Genomic DNA, 20,794 nt, shown 5'->3' with positions numbered 1-20,794 from the left:
GGAAGAAACGCCTTAAAAAATTCAAAAAAAAAAGCGTTCCTCATGATAGAGAAACGCTAAGCTTGTTGACAAAAGAATAATAATTAATAAAAAAGTATAAAAATTGAGTTCTTATTTGCACTCTATCGAAAAATTTTATGGTCGGCTATTTCTTTCGCTTTCCGCGGACGAAACGCTAGCCTCCTCGGCTCAGCTGTCAATGACAGCTGAGCCTGTGGGGTCTAGCTTATTTCGTTTTTCCGCAGGAGTCTTCAGAAATAGCCGACCATCTAACTAATGAAATAATATGAAGAGATAAGCAAAAAGAAGCGAAATCCGTTGATTGGAGTGGAGGCGGCGACAAAAGCCGTGCCCGCGAAACGCGTCGCCGCAATGGAAATTAACATTTTCTTGCATAGGCTCTTTTTCAGTTATATTCACTCATATTTTTCTTTGTCTACAGTCTGAAGCGTTCCTCATGATAGAGAAACGCTAGGCTTGTTGATGTGCTTCTTCATTGAGTAACACCTTTTCAAAATCTTGTTCTGGTTTTTTCCGTGTCGATGTCAAAACTAAGTAAGATACAAGGAATAATGCGCCTGTCACGAAAAAGACAGAAGATATCCCAATATATCCACTAACCAGTCCTCCGAACATCGGACCGATTATATTCCCGAAAAATCGGAAACTCGTATTGTATCCCATCATTTCGCCTTGAATCTCTATTGGTGATTCACGTCTGACGAGAGCAGTAGTAATTGGAACCAGTCCACCTACGGCAATCCCGAATAATAGACGCAACCCAATCAATTGCCAAAGTTCGGTTACAAAAGCCTGAGGAATGATAAACAGGAAAGCCAGTATAAGCAACATGCTTAACACTTTCTCATAGCCGATTGAATCCCCCAGTTGCCCCCATTTACGTGCAAATAATAAGTTTCCGATTCCTGCGGCACTAAACGTGATGCCCGCAAGTAATGCTACATCTGAAGAATCGGATAAACTTGATACGTAAAGTGAAAGAAGCGGCTGGATGCTAAAGTTCCCAATTTGAATTAATGCAGTGATAATCATGACATTAAGCACCAGTCTATGATGAATGATGCCTGACATTACGGTTTTTCTTGAGTAAACATGTGCATTGACTGTAGCAATTTTTTTCGTTTCGCTTATGCCAAACATAACCAGAATGGCTGCAAAAGCTATAACTGCGGAAGTAATGACAAATGTGTACTGAAAACCGAATGAATCAGCAAGTAATCCACCAAGAACAGGACCGAATAACGTACCAGAAACACTTCCCATTTGAAGAGTTCCAAGTGTTTTCCCTGCTACTTCTTTGGCTGTTTGCGAACTGATGAAAGCCAATGAGGTTGGAATAAATCCGGTCACTACACCCATGAACAATCGTAGTAGGAAGAAAGCTTCAACTGAGTGTACAAACCCCATGAGTAGAATACTAATAGATATACCAAACCCCGTAATGATTAAAATTGGCTTATAACCGAATCGATCTGCGATGCGCCCCCATATTGGTGACATGAGGAAGGCTGAGACGAAGGTGATGCCGAAAACAAATCCAGCCCATTTTTGTACGTATGCATCCGAAAAGTTACCCATTGTGTCTATATAAAGTGACAGGAAAGGCATAATCATTGTTGCGGTTCCTGCAACTAAAAAATTTGAGATCCAGATAATATAGAAATTTCTTTTTTGATTGGCCAATTAATCTCCTTCTTTCAATTTTTGAACATTTTAGTGTCCCATATAGATTAATTATATAACATTTCGCTTTACGAAGGAAGTGGTGCGACTTATTTACTGAAATTGTTAACAGAATATGATAGACTAATTTAGGGTGAAATGAACATGAAAAAACGAGGATGGCTGTTATTAATTAGTTTGATTGTCCTGTTAGCAGGATGCGGCACAAATGAAAGTGTCGAACAAGAAAAGACAGAAAAACCAAAAAAAGAAACGCAACAAACTACTACAACAACTGAAGGAGAGAGTGCAATGTATCCACAATTATCAACAGAAGTTGCTTCAAACGAAGCATTAGTCGTAATGAACACAACTATGGGTGCGATTAAAATTAAACTTTTCCCTGAAATCGCTCCTAAAACAGTAGAAAACTTTATTACTCATGCCGAAAATGGATATTATGATGGCATCATTTTCCACCGAATTATTTCTGATTTCATGATTCAAGGTGGCGATCCTACTGGAACTGGTATGGGTGGAGAAAGCATTTACGGACCTAAATTTGAAGATGAGTTCTCGGATAAAGCATTTAACTTACGTGGTGCATTATCAATGGCCAATGCTGGTCCTGGAACAAACGGTAGTCAATTCTTTATCGTTCAAAAAAGCGATATGGACTCAAGCATGTTGAGCCAAATGAAAAAAGCGGGATACCCTGAAGAAATCGTTGAAGCATATGCAACTAATGGTGGTACACCTTGGTTAGATAACAAACACACAGTTTTTGGACAAGTTATTGAAGGTATGGATGTTGTGGACGCGATGACTAAGGTTAAAAGGAATTCAAGCGACAAACCACTTGAAGACATCAAAATCGAATCAATCGAAGTTCTTCAAAAATAAGTTAGGAAGTGATCCAAATGAATGTATGGATTTTCAACTTTCTATACTTTCCAGAAGATAAGTCTGCCTATATCCCAGCGGCCTTTCAATTCTTGATTTTTGCAATCATTTGCGTCCTCACTTTTCGATGGATTATTAAGCTTTCAAAAAAACAAGAACTAAAGACGAAGGAATTAGAAGAACGTATTTTACGTGAACGTCAATCAGAAAATCAAAAAGAACAACAATAAATAAAAGGCTAAACCAATTCAATTGGTTTAGCCTTTTTCTTATTAATATTGCTATGTGTTAACTTTCATGGGAGACCAACAAGGATGTGATTTTCATACTTGTTGGCTCATGCGGAACGTGCGGCCAGCGCAAATGTACGTCAAAAAAACAAACAGTTTTAACAGAGTAGTTAAATTTAGTTTAAGTTAAAGCCTTTATAAAACGGGCAACCCCATCTTCAAGAATCGAGCGAGGACAAGCGACATTCATTCTGAAAAAGCCTGTTCCGGCTTGTCCATATTTAGAACCAGGCTCCAAAGCAAGCTTTCCTTTGGTCAACAGTAAATTCATTATCTCTTTTTCAGATAGACCGGTATCGCGAGTATCGATCCATAACAGGTATGTTCCATTCGGCTTAGCAATTTTCACGGCAGGAACAGCTTTGGTTATTTCAGCAATGGCATAGTCCATATGTGAAGAAAAGACAGTCAGCAATTCTTCTAACCAAGGTTCACCATGTTCGTAAGCGGCTGTTAAAGCAGTTGCCGCAAATGGACTCAATTCCATTTGTCCATGAGCAAGCGCGTTTTCTTTTAGTTGTTCCCGTTTCTCTTCGTCTGTCACAATCATGACGGCAGCTTGTATACCAGCCAAGTTAAAGGTTTTTGTGGGAGCAACACAAGTAATAATACGATGTTCTTCACCATTTGCAACCGTGACAAGTGGAATATGTCGATGTGGGGCAAAAACCAGGTCACTATGTATTTCATCAGATAAAATCAAGGTATCATATTTAGCACACAACCGAACGATTTCTTCTAAAGTTTCTTTTGACCACACCATACCACCAGGATTGTGGGGATTACATAAAATGTAAAGTTTCACGCCTTGAGCCAACTGGTTTTCAAAACTATCCAAATCAAATTCATAAACGCCATTTTTTTCAATTAGGAAATTCTCAACAAGTTGTCTTCCTTGTTTTTCGGGAATTGAGAAAAACGGGGGATAGACAGGAGATGAGATCAGGATGCTGTCTCCTTTTTGAGTAAATGTTTCAATAACCGTCGCTATGGCAGGAACTACACCATGATGAAAAAGCATCCATTCACTTTGTGTTTGCCATCCGTGACGTTGAAGAAGCCAATTTTGCACGGCAGTTCTACATCCTTCACACATGTAGGAGTAGCCAAAGATCGGGTGTTTGAGTCGTTCTTGAAGTGCATCAATGACGGCTTGAGGAGCTGCAAAATCCATGTCTGCTACCCACATTGGCAAAATATCCGAAGCATCTTCAATCCCATATATTATCTCCATTAAATCCCATTTTACTGAGCGAGTACTGCGTCTATCGATTACTTGTTCAAACGAAGTCAAAGCAATTCCTTCTTTCCTTTTTTTATTAATATGTTATCATAGCTTTTATTAAAGAAAAGTAAATAGGTGAAAAATGATGGAAAATATTGAAATGAATCGCAAGGCAGTGAAATTGCTTCAGTTATGGGATCCTTTCAAAATGGGTACTGATGCATATGATACAGAAACAGCTGATGTAGTGGCTGCCCTTCAAGGAATCGACCATCCAACTGAACTGGCAAAACGCATTCAAGAAGTTTATGAACATTCATATGAACAATGGATCCCTATTGACCAATGTGTTCAAATTGCCTATAAATTAATAGCGGTAAAATACGAGGCGAAATGCATCGTCTAAGCCCCATTCACAAAAAAGAGCTTACACCAATTTTGGTGTAAGCTCTTTTCATGTTTTATGAACTAACTTGAAGTCCATCCAACAAATTAGAGGCTGGAACTTCGAGTGCGTTGGATAATTTCAAAATGGTCTGTACGGAAGGGACTTCTGTACCAGCTTCATATTGTTCTAATTTCCCCGCACCAACTCGTGTTTTTAATGATAAATCTTCTAAAGACATATTACGTTCTTCACGCAATAAGCGAAGTTGAGTGTGAAATTCTTGTTTCATCTTCATGCACTCCTTTCCATCATACATCGTATGCTTGCAACTATCTTATCATACCTCATAGATATAGATTTTGTGAAATAAGTCGTTTTACAGACAGTTCTCAACCTTTAAAGGCTGAAAACATGGCATTTAGGAAAATCAAAATAATCGCAATTGGGGCAAGGTATCGAACAACGAAGCGCCAAATGTTAAAAGCTAAAGAAGACATATTCAATTCCTCAAACGTTTCTTGTTTCTTCAAAACGTAACCTGCAAAAATCGAAATCATTAAAGCCCCTAAAGGTAAACCAAAGTTATTTGTCAGGAAGTCAGCAAAATCGAAGAAAGATTTTCCGAATATCTTCACATCCGAAAATACCCCAAACGATAGCGCACTTGGAATACCCACAAGGAAAATAAGCAATCCATAAATCCATGAAGAGCGTTTCCGTTTATCATATGCATTTTTAATCCCCATGGACACGACGGTCTCAAGCATCGCAATGGAAGACGTCAAAGTTGCAAATAACATCAAAATAAAGAACAACAGCATAAAGAAAGCACCGAAAGGAATTTGTTCAAAGACTGCAGGTAAAATGATAAAAACTAGTCCCGGCCCTTCGTTAGGCGAATATCCTAATGCAAAAACGGCTGGGAATATAACCAGACCCGCCATTAGTGAAATGCCGATATTTAACATGGAAACACTAACAGCAGAATTCCCTAATTTTTGTTCCTTAGGCAAGTAAGAGGCATATGTCATCATTCCAGCTACACCGACACTAAGGGAGAAGAACGCTTGACCCAATGCCAACAGCAAGGTTTGTGCATTAAAGTAAGACCAATCTGGCACGAACATAAATTTAACACCTTCCATTGCGCCCTCCAGTGTCAATGAACGAATAACCAGAACAACAAAGAAGATTAATAGTGCTGGCATCATAATTCGGCTGGCACGTTCAATCCCTGCCTCAATCCCACCTTGTACAATCATAATCGTCAATAACATAAAGACGGCTTGACCAATCAATACTTCCCAGGGGTTCGAGATGATGCTATTGAATAAGTTCGCGTAAGAACTTTCTCCAGTATTATTAAGGCTGAACAGTAAAGCTCTTCCTAAATAGGATAAAATCCATCCACCCACAACACTGTAGAATGACAAAATAATAAATGAAAAAAAGAACCCTGACCAACCAATTAAATACCATTTCTTGCCCGGTGCCAGCTTTTTTAGTCCTGTAATTGCATCAGCTTGTCCTTTACGTCCAATGACGAATTCTGCAAGTAGAATTGGTAAACCAATTAACAATGTACTGATGATAAACATCAAGACAAATACGCTTCCACCGTTTGTTCCTGCCATATATGGAAACTTCCATATTGCCCCCAGCCCTATTGCACTCCCTGCAGCTGCAAGGACGAAGCCAATCTTAGATGCAAAATGATCGCGCTTTGCCATGTACTCCAACTCCTTCAATCTTTAAAGATTTTTCTAATTCTACACGAGAGCCTTTGAAATTAATATAATTTTTTGAAACAATTTAAGGAAAACGTTCGTATAACAGGTAATACATAGAGAGTGAGGGGGCCTCATGAACGAACTGGTTTTAATTGAAAGGGCACAAAAAGGAGACAGGGCGGCCTACGGTGATTTAATGAATCTTCATCATAGGACCGTTGAGAAATTTGCCTACCAGTGTGGTGTCAAAGCAGATGATGTGCAAGATGTGACCCAGGAAGTATTTATTAAACTGTATAGATTCCTCCATCAATTTCAGCGTGACCGATTTACGACATGGTTATACAAAATTACGTTAAATGCAGCGAGAGATTATTATCGAAAAGAACAACGAGAAAAAGATAAAGAAGATAAAGCCCAGGATAACGAAAACTTCGGAACGAGTGTAAGATCTGCAGAATCGAAAATTCTGGTCTTTGAAGAAGACAGAGAATTGCATGCGGCCATTCAGATGCTTGATGAAAAATATCGAATTCCCATCGTATTATTTTATTTTCAGGAACTCACATATGACCAAATCGGTGATGTCATGAACATTCCACTGGCAACGGTTAAGACACGGTTGCTAAGAGCAAAAGAACAACTCAAATCCGCACTTGCATTAAAAGGAGGGGCCGAATATGGACGATAAGCAATTTGAGCAACAAATGAAATTACTTAACAAATCTTATAATCGCGTTCCATCTAAATTTAATGCGGACGATGTATTAAGCAAAATAGAAGCAGAAAATCAAAAACAACATGAAGTGCCTGTCGTGAATGCGGTTAAACCATCGAAATGGCAAAGAGTCAGTGTTTGGGCTGTCAGCTTGGCAAGTGTTTTCTTAATCGGAATTTTGAGCGCTTCATTCATGAATGATCATGATGATCAAAAGAACAACGCGGCAGCCGAATATGATCAGAAGGAAATAGAAGAACTCAAAAAAGATTATCAAAAGGAACGTGAGAAAAGACAGAAAATGCTTGGCATGACGAGTGAACAATACGATCAACTGGGCTTTGTAAAGTTTGCGGATAGTGAATTTGCTCGTATCACACATCCTGATACTATAAAGAACTCGACAGTTTCCTTGAAAGTAGCCTATGGAGAAACGATTAAGTATTTACGACTGCCTTCAGAAATGGTGGAAACCCTGCAAGTTGGAGATCAATTGAATGAAGAAATGAGTATGCGGTTTGTGGATGAATTAAGCAAGAAAATGGACGAATTGAAAATGGTCTATGACCAGATTTTGGTCGAACATAAGGAAGTTTTGAATACTGCCAAAATGAACGAGAAACTTGACGTGGGCTATTTGTATAGCAAACAAAAAGATTTGCCTGAACCAGTTCAGCAGATGATTTCGAATTCTTCACATGAAGGTATTAAAATTAAAGTGGCTGCAAATCAAAAAGAGTATGTAACGGAATATCAAATGAATGAATTATTTCTCGGACTTGAAGGAGGAATCGCTCAGCCTGCCTTGAATTTATTGCATATGAAAGCAATGGCACCTTTCACAAATGCTGGGGAGTTGGTTTACAGTCCACAAGAATCTGCGTCAATTATTGAGTCAATGGAATATTCCCTGATGGGTGTCAAGCAACCAGGTGGATTGTACACCGTAATAAAATCTTATTATGAAGACCTTGCCTATACATTGATTTTTGGATCTCATCAGAATGCCGTTTTTGAAGAAGGGAAAATTAAAGAGGAATACCAAGCTGCATGGAAATATTTACTTAATTACCCTGGGACTTCACCAATGAAATATTTCATGAAACCCGTAGTAGATTCCCTCAGTGCGAATAATTGGGAAGTGAACGAAACTTACAAATTTCTTGATTTCAATAGATTGATGGAAGCATTCTCGCTTGCAGAAACGGGTGAACTCGCTAAGTTAATGCCTGCTGATGAATCATCAGATTATGTGGAAATTGTTGAGTGGCCAAATTCGGAATTACAGCAAAAAATTCATGCCTATCTGAAAAATCCAGGTTCTAATAATCCTGAGTATGCCTTATCGAATTTGTCACCGATTGATTCTGTGCTGTTATTTTCCTATGCCCAGCAATTAGATATCCCAAAAGTTATGTTGGATTTAGCACTTCCATTCCAAGGCATGGAATCGGTAACGGATTTACATGCCTTTCTAGGGGATGAAAATATCCTTCCAGAAGAAGAAATTACACTTACGTATGATGACCGATTAACCACCTATCAAAATGATGAATATTTTGGCAATGTTGAAGTCCGAACGAAGGAAACTCATAAGTTAATACCGGTTGTGAAAAACCGAGAAGGTGTATGGCAACTCGATTTAGGCATTTCAGTTATAAATGAGCACTATTTTGAACCGATTAATTTGCATTACACGAAAAGAGTTCAAAAAATTTACAAAGAATTCCAAAAAGCATATGACTACGACATCATTAAATGGGAAAATCCAGATATTATTGCGGGAATTTATCTGGAAGCACTTTATTCCGGAGATGCTGAAACCCAATATGCATTGCTGTTGGATGACGAGAGCTATTCAAGACCTACCCGGGAAGAATATATAGGTGATTACTCTCGTTCTGCCGACGTGATGGATTGGAAAACTCTATACGAATCAGTAGAATATCAACCAGAAGTATTGGAAGATGATTATGATCATGATCAAGTGATTTATTATAATTTAAAAGCAGAGTATCGAACGGATAATGAAAAACAGAAAGGATTCCAACTGCGTAAGACGAGTGAAGGATGGCGCGTTCACTTCATGCCGATGCAGTGAGTCTTTTGAGTAAAACTCTTGTTTATGGTATAATCTTCTATGGCCTTAAGGTAGATAGGTATATATCCAAGACTAGGAGCGATTATTATGACTAAGAAGTACGAAGTTGGGGAAGTAATCTCAGGAAAAGTAACAGGCGTACAGCCATATGGCGCGTTTGTAGCATTAGACGAAGAAACCCAAGGATTAGTGCATATTTCGGAAATCACATATGGTTATGTGAAAGACGTAAGCGAATTCTTGTCTGTTGGGCAAGAAATCGAAGTGAAAGTACTTGAAGTGGACGAAGAAGCAGGCAAAATCAGCCTTTCTATCCGTGCATTACAAGAACGCCCACCGGTTTTACGTAAAGAAGACAAACCGAAAAAATCATTGCAAGCACGCGTTGACGAGCATGATGCAGAAGGTTTCAACTCTTTAAAAGACAAATTACAAGATTGGATCAAACAATCCGGTCAATGAGAAAAGTAGAAAGCGAGCCAACTCCTTGTGAGCCGGCTCGCTTTTTCTATTAATAATGCGTTTAAACACCGTTTACAGTAGGGTTGCATATGTTATTTTCTTATCTTCCTTAAACGATATTGCAGGTTCTGCCTGCTCATTCCTAAAGCAACTGCAGCTTTTGTGACATTTCCTTCAAACATGCCCATCACTTTCTGCAAATAGTACATTTCCGCTTCACGTAAATAATCTTCCAGTGGCAGTAACTCACGATCAGATTGGACAACGAAATCTTCTGCTCGTTTAAGAGGTTCCCGCAATTCCTGCATTTTTAATTTGAAATGCAGAGGCAACATTTCGAACGTCACCATTTCTTCTACAGTAAGCATCGAAGCGATCTCATCCAGTAAGATTTCCACTTCTTTTAAATTACCTGGCCAGTCGTACGAATGAAAAATGTCACGTACTTCTTCTGTCAGGCCAATGATTGCTGAACCGAAGCGAACCCGATGTCGTGCAAAATAATCGTGTATAAATGGATCAATATCTTCTCGTCGTTCACGCAAGGGAGGGACGACAATCGTCATGGAGGCGAAGAAGTAATAAAGCTCTTTTAATAATTCTCCCGAAGCAATCAAATCCACAGGGTCTGCCCCTACACTTGCTAAAAATAAGTGGTCCCCTAGCGTAGAGTCATTAACCATTTCCAGTAGTTGTTGTTGCATACCCAAAGTCAAAAGGTCAATTCGTTCACAAAATATCGTGCTCGCTTCAAGCGCAATCATGTCTTCTCTTAATTTATTGAGAATCGTCGGATCGGAGTTGTGGCAATATAACGTATAAAAATGGGACAAAGGTGGCGATAATTCATAATGAATGCCTTCAGCGACCAAGTCTTTTCCGGTTCCAGCTTCACCAACAAGCAAGACAGATAAACGTGCCATCGCCGCTTTTTTGGCGGTTGAGATAACGTGTTTCATCGATTCGGAAACAGCCGTAATTACTGAAAATGTTATTGGTTCCCCATATCGGCGCAAAGGTTGATAAACTAAGCGTTCCAATGTGGTAACGTCACGTGCTAGCTCAACAGCCCCGATTAATTCTCCATTATCAAAAACAGGATGGGTATCGTTGATGGTTGTAATTTCATGGCCATTGCGATTCCAATAGGTTTGTTTGACATTCAACACGTGTTCGCCGCTTTGCAGAACTTTCAAAAGGGTACTTTCCTGTTGGTCGAATTGAAATAATTCAAGAAGGGAGCGGTCAGCGACATCCTGTAAATCAAGGCCTTCAATGTTTTTCATTTTTTCGTTGTATAAAATGGTCCGCCCATTCCGGTCAATTGCGTGGATTCCCACTGAAATATGATCACTTGCAAAACGGTAAAACGGCAATAATTGAAGATCTTTATCGTTCACGGGAGGCTCACTCCTAAAGTTTTTTACGAAAATAAGAAATATCACTTGAAAAACGCAACAATCTTTTGCATTATTATAGATGTAAACGAAATAAAAGCGCAAATTAATTTTGCACTAAAATAAAAAATAGGAGGATTCACATGATTCCTTATAAACATGAAGCATTTACAGATTTCACTAAAGAAGAAAACAAAAAAGCCATCCAAGATGGTTATAAAACAGTAGCAGGTTATATGGGTCAAGACTTCCCACTTATCATTGGTGGCGAACGCATTACAACTGAAGACAAAATTGTTTCTTACAATCCAGCTAACAAAACTGAAGTTGTAGGTTCTGTATCTAAAGCAAACCAAGAATTAGCTTCTAAAGCTATGGATATCGCTGATGCTACATTCAATACATGGAAAAAAGTAAAACCTGAAATTCGTGCTGATGTATTATTCAAAGCGGCAGCAATTATGCGTCGTCGTAAATTTGAATTCTCTGCATTACTTTCTAAAGAAGCTGGTAAAACATGGGTTGAAGCTGACGTTGAAGCAGCTGAAGCAATCGATTTCCTAGAATACTACGGTCGTCAAATGCTTCGTTTGAAAGATGGTCAACCAGTTGAAAGCCGTCCAGGTGAGTATAACCGTTATGACTACATTCCAATGGGTGTGGCAGTTGTTATTTCTCCTTGGAACTTCCCATTCGCTATCATGGCGGGTACTGCAGTTGCGGCAATGGTTACTGGTAACACAGTATTACTGAAGCCTGCTTCTACAACACCAGTTGTTGCATATAAATTTATGGAAGTATTAGAAGAAGCAGGTATGCCTGCAGGAGTGGTAAACTTCATTCCAGGTTCTGGTGCTGAAGTTGGGGACTTTATGGTTGATCACCCACGCACACGTTTAATCAGTTTCACTGGTTCACGTGACGTTGGTCTTCGTATCTTCGAACGTTCTTCTAAATTAACTGAAGGTCAAATTTGGATTAAACGTGTAATCGCTGAAATGGGCGGTAAAGACACAATCGTTGTTGATAAAGAAGCTGATTTAGAATTAGCTGCTCAATCAATCGTGAAATCTGCATTCGGTTTCAGTGGACAAAAATGTTCAGCATGTTCACGCGCTGTAATCGTTGAAGATGTATACGATCAAGTAGTAAACCGCGTTGAAGAATTAACTAAGGCTCTATCAGTTGGTGTTCCAGATCAAGATGAGCATTTCGTAGGTCCAGTTATCGATGGCGCTGCATTCAAAAAAATCATGAGCTACATTGAAATTGGTAAAGGTGAAGGTCGTCTAGTTTCTGGTGGTACTGGTGACGATTCTAAAGGATTCTTCATTCAACCAACTGTAATCGCTGACTTAGATCCTAAAGCTCGCATCATGCAAGAAGAAATCTTTGGACCAGTTGTAGGTATCTGTAAAGCTAAAGATTTCGACGAAGCTCTTGAAATTGCAAACAACACAGAATACGGCTTAACTGGTGCGGTAATTACAAACAACCGTATGAACCAAGAAAAAGCACGTGAAGACTTCCATGTGGGTAACTTGTACTTCAACCGCGGATGTACTGGCGCTATCGTTGGATACCAACCATTCGGTGGATTCAACATGTCAGGTACAGACTCTAAAGCAGGCGGTCCTGACTACCTGACTTTACACTTACAAGCAAAAACAACATCTGAAATGTTATAAGAAAAGCGTAGAAGCCCATGCTAGCTCGACACCGGCGCTGGAAGGCTCGAATCGAAAGCTTGCTTTCGCTTGAGAGTCTGAAGCTTAGGTGCGAGCTGGGCTTCGAAGCTAGACATTAAGCCTAGCGGGAAGCTCGTAGAATGGCTGACGCCGGCGCTGGAAAGACCGAATCGGAAACCTGTTTCCGAATGAGGGCTTGAAGCTTAGGCGCAGCCTGCCCTGCGGAACTAGACATTACGGCTAGCGGGAAACCCTAAAGTAGCTCGAGAAGGCTCGAATCGAAAGCTTGCTTTCGAATAAGTTTCGGAAGGAAGGCTAAGAATGCCGCGTCCTGCTCCTGCGATTACTCGTCGCAAAATGCAGGAAAAAGTTATTTTGCGGCAACGCCTTCATGACCTACATCCTGTAGGCCTAAGTTTAGGTACGAGCTGGGCTTCGAAGCTAGACATTAAGAAAAGCGACATTAAATATAGGCAGGCACATCAGAAGATGCGTCTGCTTTTTTTTGAAAATTGAGGAGGCGAAACATTATGACAGTTTCACAAAACGTTATTGCGCAAACAGAAAAATTTGGTGCGCCAAACTATCATCCACTTCCGATTGTTATTTCTGAAGCACAAGGTGTATGGGTTAAGGATCCAGAAGGTAACAAATACATGGATATGTTATCTGCTTATTCGGCAGTAAACCAAGGGCATCGTCACCCGAAAATTATCCAAGCGCTTAAAGATCAAGCTGACCGTGTAACTTTGACGTCACGTGCATTCCATAACGATCAGTTAGGACCTTGGTATGAAATGATTTGTGAGTTATCTGGAAAAGATATGGCACTTCCTATGAATACAGGGGCTGAAGCTGTTGAAACAGCTATTAAGGCAGCTCGTCGATGGGCTTATGATGTAAAAGGTATTGCTGAAAACCAAGCAGAAGTCATTGCTTGTAACGGAAACTTCCACGGACGTACGATGGCGGCAGTTTCTTTATCTTCAGATCCTGATTACAAACGTGGCTTCGGACCAATGCTTCCAGGTATCAATTTGATTCCTTACGGAGACATTGAATCGTTAAAATCAGCAATCACGCCGAATACAGCGGCATTCTTGATTGAACCAATTCAAGGGGAAGCAGGCATTGTCATTCCTCCAGCCGGATTCATGAAAGCTGCTCGTGAACTTTGTCGCGAAAACAACGTCCTATTTATTGCAGATGAAATTCAAGCAGGACTATGCCGTACTGGTAAAATGTTCGCATGTGAATGGGAAGATGTTGATCCAGATATGTACATTTTGGGTAAAGCACTTGGAGGAGGAGTATTCCCAATCTCTTGCGTAGTAGCCAACAAAGAAATTCTTGAAGTATTTAACCCTGGATCTCATGGTTCAACTTTTGGTGGGAACCCAATGGCTTGTGCAGTATCGATTGCTTCTTTGAACGTATTGACAGAAGAGAAGTTAGCAGAACGCTCTGAAGAACTAGGAAACTATTTCAAAGATGCACTGTCAAAAATCGAACATTCTTCTATTAAAGAAGTACGTGGTCGCGGATTATTTATCGGAATGGAACTAAATACAGAAGCTCGTCCTTATTGTGAGGAATTGAAAGAGCTTGGACTTTTATGTAAAGAAACGCATGATACGGTCATTCGTTTTGCTCCTCCATTGGTTATTACAAAAGAAGAATTGGACTGGGCAATCGAAAAAATTCAAAAAGTATTCAATAAATAATATTTAGTGTTAAAAAATAAAAATAATTATGTTACAATGATTGCGACGTAATCATTATGAATAAAGAGGCGAAACTAAAAAATGGCTGAAAATCTAAACCTGTTCACATCAACACAAGATGTTATTCAGGACGCTCTTAACAAACTTGGATATGATGAAGGAATGTTTGAACTTTTAAAAGAACCATTGCGTATGCTTGAAGTGCGTATTCCAATTAAAATGGATGATGGTAAAGTAAAAGTATTCACGGGTTATCGTGCTCAACATAACGACGCTGTAGGACCTACTAAAGGTGGCGTACGTTTCCACCCGGAGGTTTCTGAAGATGAAGTGAAAGCATTATCAATGTGGATGACATTGAAATGCGGAATCGTTGATTTACCTTATGGTGGTGGTAAGGGCGGAATTATTTGCGACCCTCGAAAAATGTCAATGAACGAAATTGAAAAACTTAGTCGTGGCTATGTTCGCGCGATTAGTCAATTTGTGGGACCAACTAAAGATATTCCAGCTCCAGATGTATTTACAAATTCACAAATTATGGCTTGGATGATGGATGAATATAGCCGTATTGATGAATTTAACTCACCAGGTTTCATTACTGGTAAACCAATTGTTCTTGGAGGTTCTCAAGGACGTGAACGCGCTACTGCCCAAGGTGTAACAATCTGTGTGGAAGAAGCTGCAAAAAAACGCGGCATCGATATGAATGGGGCACGTGTGGTCATTCAAGGTTTCGGTAATGCTGGTAGTTTCTTAGCTAAGTTTATGAGTGATGCAGGAGCTAAAGTAATCGGAATCTCAGATGCATACGGAGCTTTACATGATCCGAATGGTTTAGATATTGATTATTTACTGGATCGCCGTGATAGTTTTGGAACGGTAACAACATTGTTCGAAAATACAATCTCTAATAAAGAATTACTTGAATTAGATTGCGATATTTTAGTACCGGCAGCAATTGAAAATCAAATTACTTCTGAAAATGCACACAACATTCGTGCGAGCATCGTAGTAGAAGCTGCAAATGGCCCGACTACTACTGAAGCTACAAAAATACTAACTGATCGAGGCATTTTACTTGTTCCTGACGTACTTGCTAGCGCAGGTGGTGTTACAGTATCTTATTTTGAATGGGTTCAAAATAATCAAGGTTATTACTGGACAGAAGAAGAAGTAAACGAAAAACTTTATAAAAAAATGGTGGACGCATTTGAAAATGTTTACACTGTTTCAACAACACGCAACATCAATATGCGATTAGCAGCATATATGGTTGGTGTTCGTAAAACTGCAGAAGCTTCTCGCTTCCGTGGCTGGGTATAAAAATAAACGCGTCTTGTCTCTTTAGGGACAAGGCGTTTTTTTATTTATTTTAGACTTTTTCCTTTGATTTCACGGGCGATTATGTACATAATACTCAATAGAGGAGCGTGATAAAAATGAATGCATTTTCATTTTATAACCCTGTTAAATTGATTTTTGGTAAAGGCCAACTTGAACAGATCAAACAAGAATTACCTACATACGGCAAAAAAGTACTGCTCGTTTATGGTGGCGGAAGTATTAAGAAAAATGGTCTCTATGAAGAAGTAATGACCACTTTAAAAGCGGCGGATTTGGAAGTATTTGAATTGAGTGGAGTGGACCCGAATCCACGAATCTCAAGCGTCCGAAGAGGCGTAGAAATTTGTAAGAACGAAAATATCGACGTTTTACTTGCGGTAGGGGGCGGCTCTGTCATTGATTGTACGAAGCTAATTGCTGCTGGTGCAAAATATGATGGGGATGCTTGGGACTTTGTCAGTCGTAAAGCAGTACCTGAAACGGCATTGCCTTTTGGTACAGTATTGACATTGGCTGCAACTGGTTCTGAAATGAATGCGGGATCGGTTATTACTAATGAAGAGACACAGGAAAAATACGGATGGGGTAGCCCATTGGTATACCCTAAATTCTCTATATTAGATCCTACATACACTTTCTCAGTTCCGCAAGATCAAACTGTTTATGGAATTGTGGATATGATGTCTCATATTTTTGAGCAATATTTCAATAACGCTACGAGTACACCGGTTCAAGATGAAATGTGTGAAGGCGTATTGCGTGCCATTATGGAAACTGCACCAAAACTACTGAACAATTTACACTCGTATGAACATCGTGAAACCATTCTTTTCTCCGGAACAATTGCTTTAAACGGCATGTTGCAAATGGGGTACCAAGGAGACTGGGCAACTCACAATATTGAGCATGCAGTATCAGCAATTTATGATATTCCCCATGCAGGTGGACTAGCAATTCTATTCCCACATTGGATGCGTCATAATATCAAAGTTGATCCAGAACGTTTTGCCAGATTGGCGGTTTATGTATTTGGCGTAGAGCCTGAAGGCAAGACGGTTGATGAAATAGCAAATGAAGGAATCGATAACTTGCGTGCTTTTTGGACTTCACTAGGAGCACCCGAGACACTTGCCGACTATAACATCGACGATTCTAAAATTGAATCTATGGTTGAAAAAGCTATGGTTTACGGTCCATTCGGAAACTTCGTACCATTAGAAGCAGGCGATGTACGCGCCATTTTAAAAGCTTCACTTTAATAAATGAAGTAAACTGCACTCGTGATTGATGTTTTCTTTTCCAGTTACGAATAAAACCATACTCCTCCTGTCCATTCTAATAGAAGACGGGAGGTTTTTTATTTGATAGAACTTAATTCTTCAATAGAAGGAAGACGTTTTGAAAAAGGTCACCTAGAAGAGTTTTTAACAAGTCATGGATTTACGGTAGGTGGAGGTTGGGATTACGACCATGCCTATTTTGATTATGTTTTTCAAAAGACACCATATTACGATGTCTTACGAATTCCGGTAACTGTGAAAAGTGGAGATTTTGAACAGGCATCGGCCAAATTGGAATGTGGAGTTCCTTTCTTATTAAGACATTGTTATCAGTATGGCATTGATGACGAAAAAGATGCCCTTTTTGGAGTTGGCGGAGGAGTAATGAATCAATTCCAAAAACCGACCAATAAAGATGCACCGATCAGCAATAAACTTGTCGTTCAGGGCGTGGAATTACTAAAAACTCTAGATAGTCGTTTACAATAGGAAAGCCCCGTTCAATGAGCAACATTGAACGGGGCTTTCTTCATATAAATCATTGTGGAGGTAAAATTTCCGGTCGATTACTGACATGCTTCCAGTGAGTGACCCCATCGTCTTCATCGAATGAAATAGTTACATCTTGAACACCTTGTTGATGAAGAATTAAATCTACAAGATGATCTCGAATGTCATCAGCCTCTGCAAAAGAGATTGAAGGGTCCACTTCAGCAACTAGTTCAACATGTAAAAACTCGCCTTCTTTAATTACTGCAAGCTTTTGAATATCTTTAACGTCTTTATGTTCAAATACGAGATGCGCAATATGGTTCAACATTTGTTCGTCCGTTTCCCCGATTGCTCCACGTGCATTTTCCAGGAAAACGCGACCAACAACGTAGAACATCATTAAACCAATCATGATGGAAGCGATACCTTCTGCTTGTAAAAAGCCTGTGAAATGAGCGATTAACACTGCGATAAATGCCAGAACTCCTCCGCTTGTTGCCACTAAATCTTCCATAAAGACTAATTTTGTTGCGGGTTTCGCTCGATTTAAATGACTAAAAGCGAGTGTTAAAGGTGCCAATCCTGTTGCCTTAGGCACACCAGCTTCGTGTAGTACTTCTTTTGCCGCTTTATAAAGTACGAAAGTTTCTAATATGATTGCAATAGCTAATACACCGAGAGTAATGAATAAACCACCTGATTTAGCTGGATGTTGTATATGATGCCATCCTTCTATAACAGTCTCATAAGACAATATCCCAACAATTAGAACTGCTCCTAGACAAACTAAATTGACGACTCTTCCGAAACCATTTGGAAAACGAGATGTAGGAGCTTTCTTGGAAAGAGCTGAACCGATGAAAACAAAGAATTGGTTTGCAGCATCCCCAATAGAGTGCATCATTTCTGCAAACATAGCTACATTTCCTGTGAAGAAGAATGCTACACCTTTTAGTATTGCGATTACTGAATTGACGATAGCCGCTAACAATGAAGGTTTATTTCCTTCTTTAAGTAATCCGAAAAATTCTTTCATATAATCCTCCTATTAGGATAAAATTTCTAGTTCGACTCGATCAATGTATGAAAGAGAATGGACACTGTCATAAATAGTTAACGAATTATGCTTTGGTAAAGTGGAAAAACGTAATTCAATTTCATGCTTCAGTCGTTGATCGGAAAGTGGGATATCTTTGATACGAAGACTTTCAATGACCATCTCTTCTGATTTAAGAAAAGAAACCAAATGTTCGATCGAACCCGATTCAGAAAGGAGAACCTTCATATATACTTCCTTCATTCGAAGACGCTTAGGACCAATTTTAGAAAGAAGTGGAGGAAGAACCTCAATCCCAACCAAAACAATCAGTACACAACTCGTCGCCTCTACATAAAAACCTGCTCCGACAGCAATACCGATAGCACCAGCACCCCAAATCATTGCAGCTGTTGTTAATCCGGTAATACTGTCGTTACCTTTTCGTAGTATTACACCCGCTCCTAGAAAACCAATTCCACTAACGATTTGGGCTGCCAGCCTTAAAGGGTCCATGGTTATATTCACACCGTCTCTAGCATCTGCCATATAAGCTGACTCAATAGAGATGTATGTAAGAAGACAGCTGAAAGTGGCAATAACCAAACTTGTCTTCAAACCAACTGGTTTCTTTTTAAGTTCCCTCTCAAGACCAATAATTAAACTTAATAATGCGGCTAATCCTAATTTCATCAATATTTCAGTATGTATAAATCCGTCAACAATTATTGAGCCCATAAGCATCCTCCTATTTAATAAGATAAAAACGAACTTGCAATGCTGGATAAGACATGAAACAATATGAAGGATTATCTATATAGTACCTTTAATCGAATAGTATTATCAATTGTTTCAAAGGGTACAGAGAGAAGTGAACTTAATGGAAAAACCAACAATTCACCCTTTAATTCCAATTGCTGTTGGCGTTCTCGCAGTTGCCTTGTCGGCAATATTTGTTAAACTTGCAAATGCGGATGCAGGGGTCATAGCATTTTATCGTATGTTATTTTCAGTATTGATCATGGCACCCATTTTCTTTTGGAAATACACGTCAGAAATTAAACAATTAACAAAGAGAGATTGGACATTTTCGTTAGTTGCCGGAATCTTTTTGGCATTTCACTTTATCTTATGGTTTGAATCACTAAATTACACATCGGTGGCCAGCTCAACGGTTCTAGTGACGTTACAACCTATTTTTGCTTTCGCGGGTACATACTTCTTTTTTAAAGAACGCTTATCATTAAAAACCATCGTATCTGGAGTCATTGCATTAGGAGGCTCGATTTTAATAAGCTGGGGAGACTTCCGAATCAGTGGGAGTGCATTATATGGAGATGTATTGGCGCTCATCGCTTGTGCACTTGTTACTGCCTATCTTTTATTCGGCCAGGATGTACGTCAAAGACTGTCTCTCGTTACATATACATTTGTGGTGTATGGAATTAGTACGATTACGCTATTTTTCTATGTATTAATTAAAGGAGAATCATTTGGACCTTATCCAGCTGATGATTGGTTATGGTTTATCTTATTAGCAATCGTACCGAATCTACTGGGACATACATTATTTAATTGGTCTTTAAAATATGTTTCAACAAATGTTATATCAATCGCAATTTTATTTGAGCCTGTGGGTGCAGCAATTTTAGCATTTTATATCTTTGATGAATATTTAATCACGACTCAGATCATCGGAGGAATCATCGTTATTGCAGGTATAGTGCTGTTTGTAGTGGACTTTAAGAAGATATTTAAACTTTTTAGTAAAAAACCTCTTGATTTATAAATCAAGAGGTTGTATATTAATACTTGTCCTTCGGAAGCGAAGAAAAATATTTCAAAATAGTTATTGACTTTGATTTCGAATGAAGGTATATTAATAAAGTCGCCAAAACAAGCGGCAAACAAAAAAAGAAAAAGCAAAACTTTTTGTTGACATGACAATCTGGATTTGCTAAGATATAAAAGTTGCTGTCGCGAGAGTGACCAACGAAATGAACCTTGAAAACTGAACAGCAAAACGTCAACAAAATTCATTACGAGCGCTTAGCGCGAGAATGAATTTCTGCGATGGTCGCTTGCGACCGGAGCAATAAAGAACGTCATTAATTTGACGCCAGCAACAAAGTCGAGCTAATCGACTCACCTATTATGGAGAGTTTGATCCTGGCTCAGGACGAACGCTGGCGGCGTGCCTAATACATGCAAGTCGAGCGGAATGATGAAGAAGCTTGCTTCTTCTGATTTTAGCGGCGGACGGGTGAGTAACACGTGGGCAACCTACCTTGTAGATTGGGATAACTCCGGGAAACCGGGGCTAATACCAA

Annotated in this window: 19 protein-coding genes and 1 rRNA gene; 13 read left to right on the top strand and 7 right to left on the bottom strand. The window is 39.3% G+C overall.

The window, feature by feature from the left end; all coding sequences use genetic code 11:
- Positions 1-471 precede the first annotated feature (471 nt).
- A complete protein-coding gene (locus HMPREF1210_RS12155) occupies positions 472-1,704 on the bottom strand; it encodes an MFS transporter (RefSeq protein ID WP_016428987.1) in 1,233 nt (410 codons plus the stop codon).
- Positions 1,705-1,848: 144 nt separating this feature from the next.
- On the opposite strand from HMPREF1210_RS12155, the gene HMPREF1210_RS12150 reads away from it, so the two are divergent.
- A complete protein-coding gene (locus tag HMPREF1210_RS12150; RefSeq protein ID WP_231391156.1) occupies positions 1,849-2,586 on the top strand; it encodes a peptidylprolyl isomerase in 738 nt (245 codons plus the stop codon).
- Positions 2,587-2,603: 17 nt separating this feature from the next.
- Positions 2,604-2,816, top strand: coding sequence for a hypothetical protein (locus tag HMPREF1210_RS12145; RefSeq protein ID WP_016428985.1), 213 nt, complete (start codon positions 2,604-2,606; stop codon positions 2,814-2,816).
- Positions 2,817-2,997: 181 nt separating this feature from the next.
- Here the strand turns inward: HMPREF1210_RS12145 and HMPREF1210_RS12140 are convergent, their stop codons facing one another.
- Positions 2,998-4,170: a MalY/PatB family protein gene (locus HMPREF1210_RS12140; protein ID WP_016428984.1), complete on the bottom strand. Its 1,173-nt coding sequence runs from the start codon at positions 4,168-4,170 to the stop codon at positions 2,998-3,000.
- 76 nt (positions 4,171-4,246) lie between these two features.
- Between HMPREF1210_RS12140 and HMPREF1210_RS12135 the strand changes: the two genes are divergently transcribed.
- Positions 4,247-4,507, top strand: a complete 261-nt coding sequence (locus HMPREF1210_RS12135) for a DUF1871 family protein (RefSeq protein ID WP_036660084.1) — start codon at positions 4,247-4,249, stop codon at positions 4,505-4,507.
- A gap of 55 nt (positions 4,508-4,562) precedes the next feature.
- Here HMPREF1210_RS12135 and HMPREF1210_RS12130 read toward each other — a convergent pair whose 3' ends face one another.
- The gene (locus HMPREF1210_RS12130; protein ID WP_016428982.1) at positions 4,563-4,778 is read right to left on the bottom strand and encodes a helix-turn-helix domain-containing protein; all 216 of its coding nucleotides are present in this window, start codon (positions 4,776-4,778) and stop codon (positions 4,563-4,565) included.
- Positions 4,779-4,878: 100 nt separating this feature from the next.
- Complete coding sequence (locus HMPREF1210_RS12125; protein WP_016428981.1) at positions 4,879-6,219, bottom strand: sodium-dependent transporter; 1,341 nt, start codon at positions 6,217-6,219, stop codon at positions 4,879-4,881.
- Between the two features lie 133 nt (positions 6,220-6,352).
- On the opposite strand from HMPREF1210_RS12125, the gene HMPREF1210_RS12120 reads away from it, so the two are divergent.
- From HMPREF1210_RS12120 to yugI, 3 genes are all read left to right on the top strand, one after another.
- Entirely contained in the window at positions 6,353-6,910 is a 558-nt protein-coding gene (locus tag HMPREF1210_RS12120; RefSeq protein WP_016428980.1) for an RNA polymerase sigma factor, read from the top strand.
- Entirely contained in the window at positions 6,900-9,038 is a 2,139-nt protein-coding gene (locus tag HMPREF1210_RS12115) for a hypothetical protein (protein WP_016428979.1), read from the top strand. Before HMPREF1210_RS12120 ends, HMPREF1210_RS12115 begins: the two co-directional genes overlap by 11 nt.
- Positions 9,039-9,125: 87 nt before the next feature.
- On the top strand, positions 9,126-9,500 hold the full coding sequence (gene yugI, locus HMPREF1210_RS12110) for a S1 domain-containing post-transcriptional regulator GSP13 (RefSeq protein WP_016428978.1): 375 nt from the start codon (positions 9,126-9,128) through the stop codon (positions 9,498-9,500).
- Positions 9,501-9,592: 92 nt separating this feature from the next.
- Here the strand turns inward: yugI and HMPREF1210_RS12105 are convergent, their stop codons facing one another.
- Positions 9,593-10,900 (bottom strand): sigma 54-interacting transcriptional regulator, encoded by a 1,308-nt coding sequence (locus HMPREF1210_RS12105; RefSeq protein ID WP_016428977.1) that lies wholly within the window; start codon positions 10,898-10,900, stop codon positions 9,593-9,595.
- 140 nt (positions 10,901-11,040) lie between these two features.
- Here HMPREF1210_RS12105 and pruA point away from each other — a divergent pair, with 140 nt between their 5' ends.
- The 5 genes from pruA (at position 11,041) to HMPREF1210_RS12075 (ending at position 17,425) form a co-directional block, all read left to right on the top strand.
- Entirely contained in the window at positions 11,041-12,585 is a 1,545-nt protein-coding gene (gene pruA, locus HMPREF1210_RS12100) for an L-glutamate gamma-semialdehyde dehydrogenase (protein ID WP_016428976.1), read from the top strand.
- Between the two features lie 530 nt (positions 12,586-13,115).
- Positions 13,116-14,309, top strand: coding sequence for an ornithine--oxo-acid transaminase (locus HMPREF1210_RS12090; protein WP_016428974.1), 1,194 nt, complete (start codon positions 13,116-13,118; stop codon positions 14,307-14,309).
- Positions 14,310-14,390: 81 nt separating this feature from the next.
- Complete coding sequence (locus HMPREF1210_RS12085; protein ID WP_016428973.1) at positions 14,391-15,635, top strand: Glu/Leu/Phe/Val dehydrogenase; 1,245 nt, start codon at positions 14,391-14,393, stop codon at positions 15,633-15,635.
- A 116-nt stretch (positions 15,636-15,751) separates the two neighbouring features.
- Positions 15,752-16,915, top strand: coding sequence for an iron-containing alcohol dehydrogenase (locus HMPREF1210_RS12080; protein ID WP_016428972.1), 1,164 nt, complete (start codon positions 15,752-15,754; stop codon positions 16,913-16,915).
- A gap of 102 nt (positions 16,916-17,017) precedes the next feature.
- A complete protein-coding gene (locus HMPREF1210_RS12075) occupies positions 17,018-17,425 on the top strand; it encodes a YugN family protein (RefSeq protein WP_016428971.1) in 408 nt (135 codons plus the stop codon).
- A 49-nt stretch (positions 17,426-17,474) separates the two neighbouring features.
- Here HMPREF1210_RS12075 and HMPREF1210_RS12070 read toward each other — a convergent pair whose 3' ends face one another.
- Positions 17,475-18,464, bottom strand: coding sequence for a cation diffusion facilitator family transporter (locus HMPREF1210_RS12070; protein WP_016428970.1), 990 nt, complete (start codon positions 18,462-18,464; stop codon positions 17,475-17,477).
- 12 nt (positions 18,465-18,476) lie between these two features.
- On the bottom strand, positions 18,477-19,202 hold the full coding sequence (locus HMPREF1210_RS12065; protein WP_016428969.1) for an MgtC/SapB family protein: 726 nt from the start codon (positions 19,200-19,202) through the stop codon (positions 18,477-18,479).
- A 142-nt stretch (positions 19,203-19,344) separates the two neighbouring features.
- On the opposite strand from HMPREF1210_RS12065, the gene HMPREF1210_RS12060 reads away from it, so the two are divergent.
- On the top strand, positions 19,345-20,253 hold the full coding sequence (locus HMPREF1210_RS12060; RefSeq protein WP_016428968.1) for a DMT family transporter: 909 nt from the start codon (positions 19,345-19,347) through the stop codon (positions 20,251-20,253).
- A gap of 362 nt (positions 20,254-20,615) precedes the next feature.
- A 16S ribosomal RNA gene (locus HMPREF1210_RS12055) occupies positions 20,616-20,794 on the top strand; the annotation flags it as partial.

The organism is Paenisporosarcina sp. HGH0030, from assembly GCF_000411295.1.
Taxonomy (GTDB): domain Bacteria; phylum Bacillota; class Bacilli; order Bacillales_A; family Planococcaceae; genus Paenisporosarcina.
Note: the sequence above shows the minus strand (reverse complement) of the source record. Positions and strands in the feature narration are given on the sequence as shown.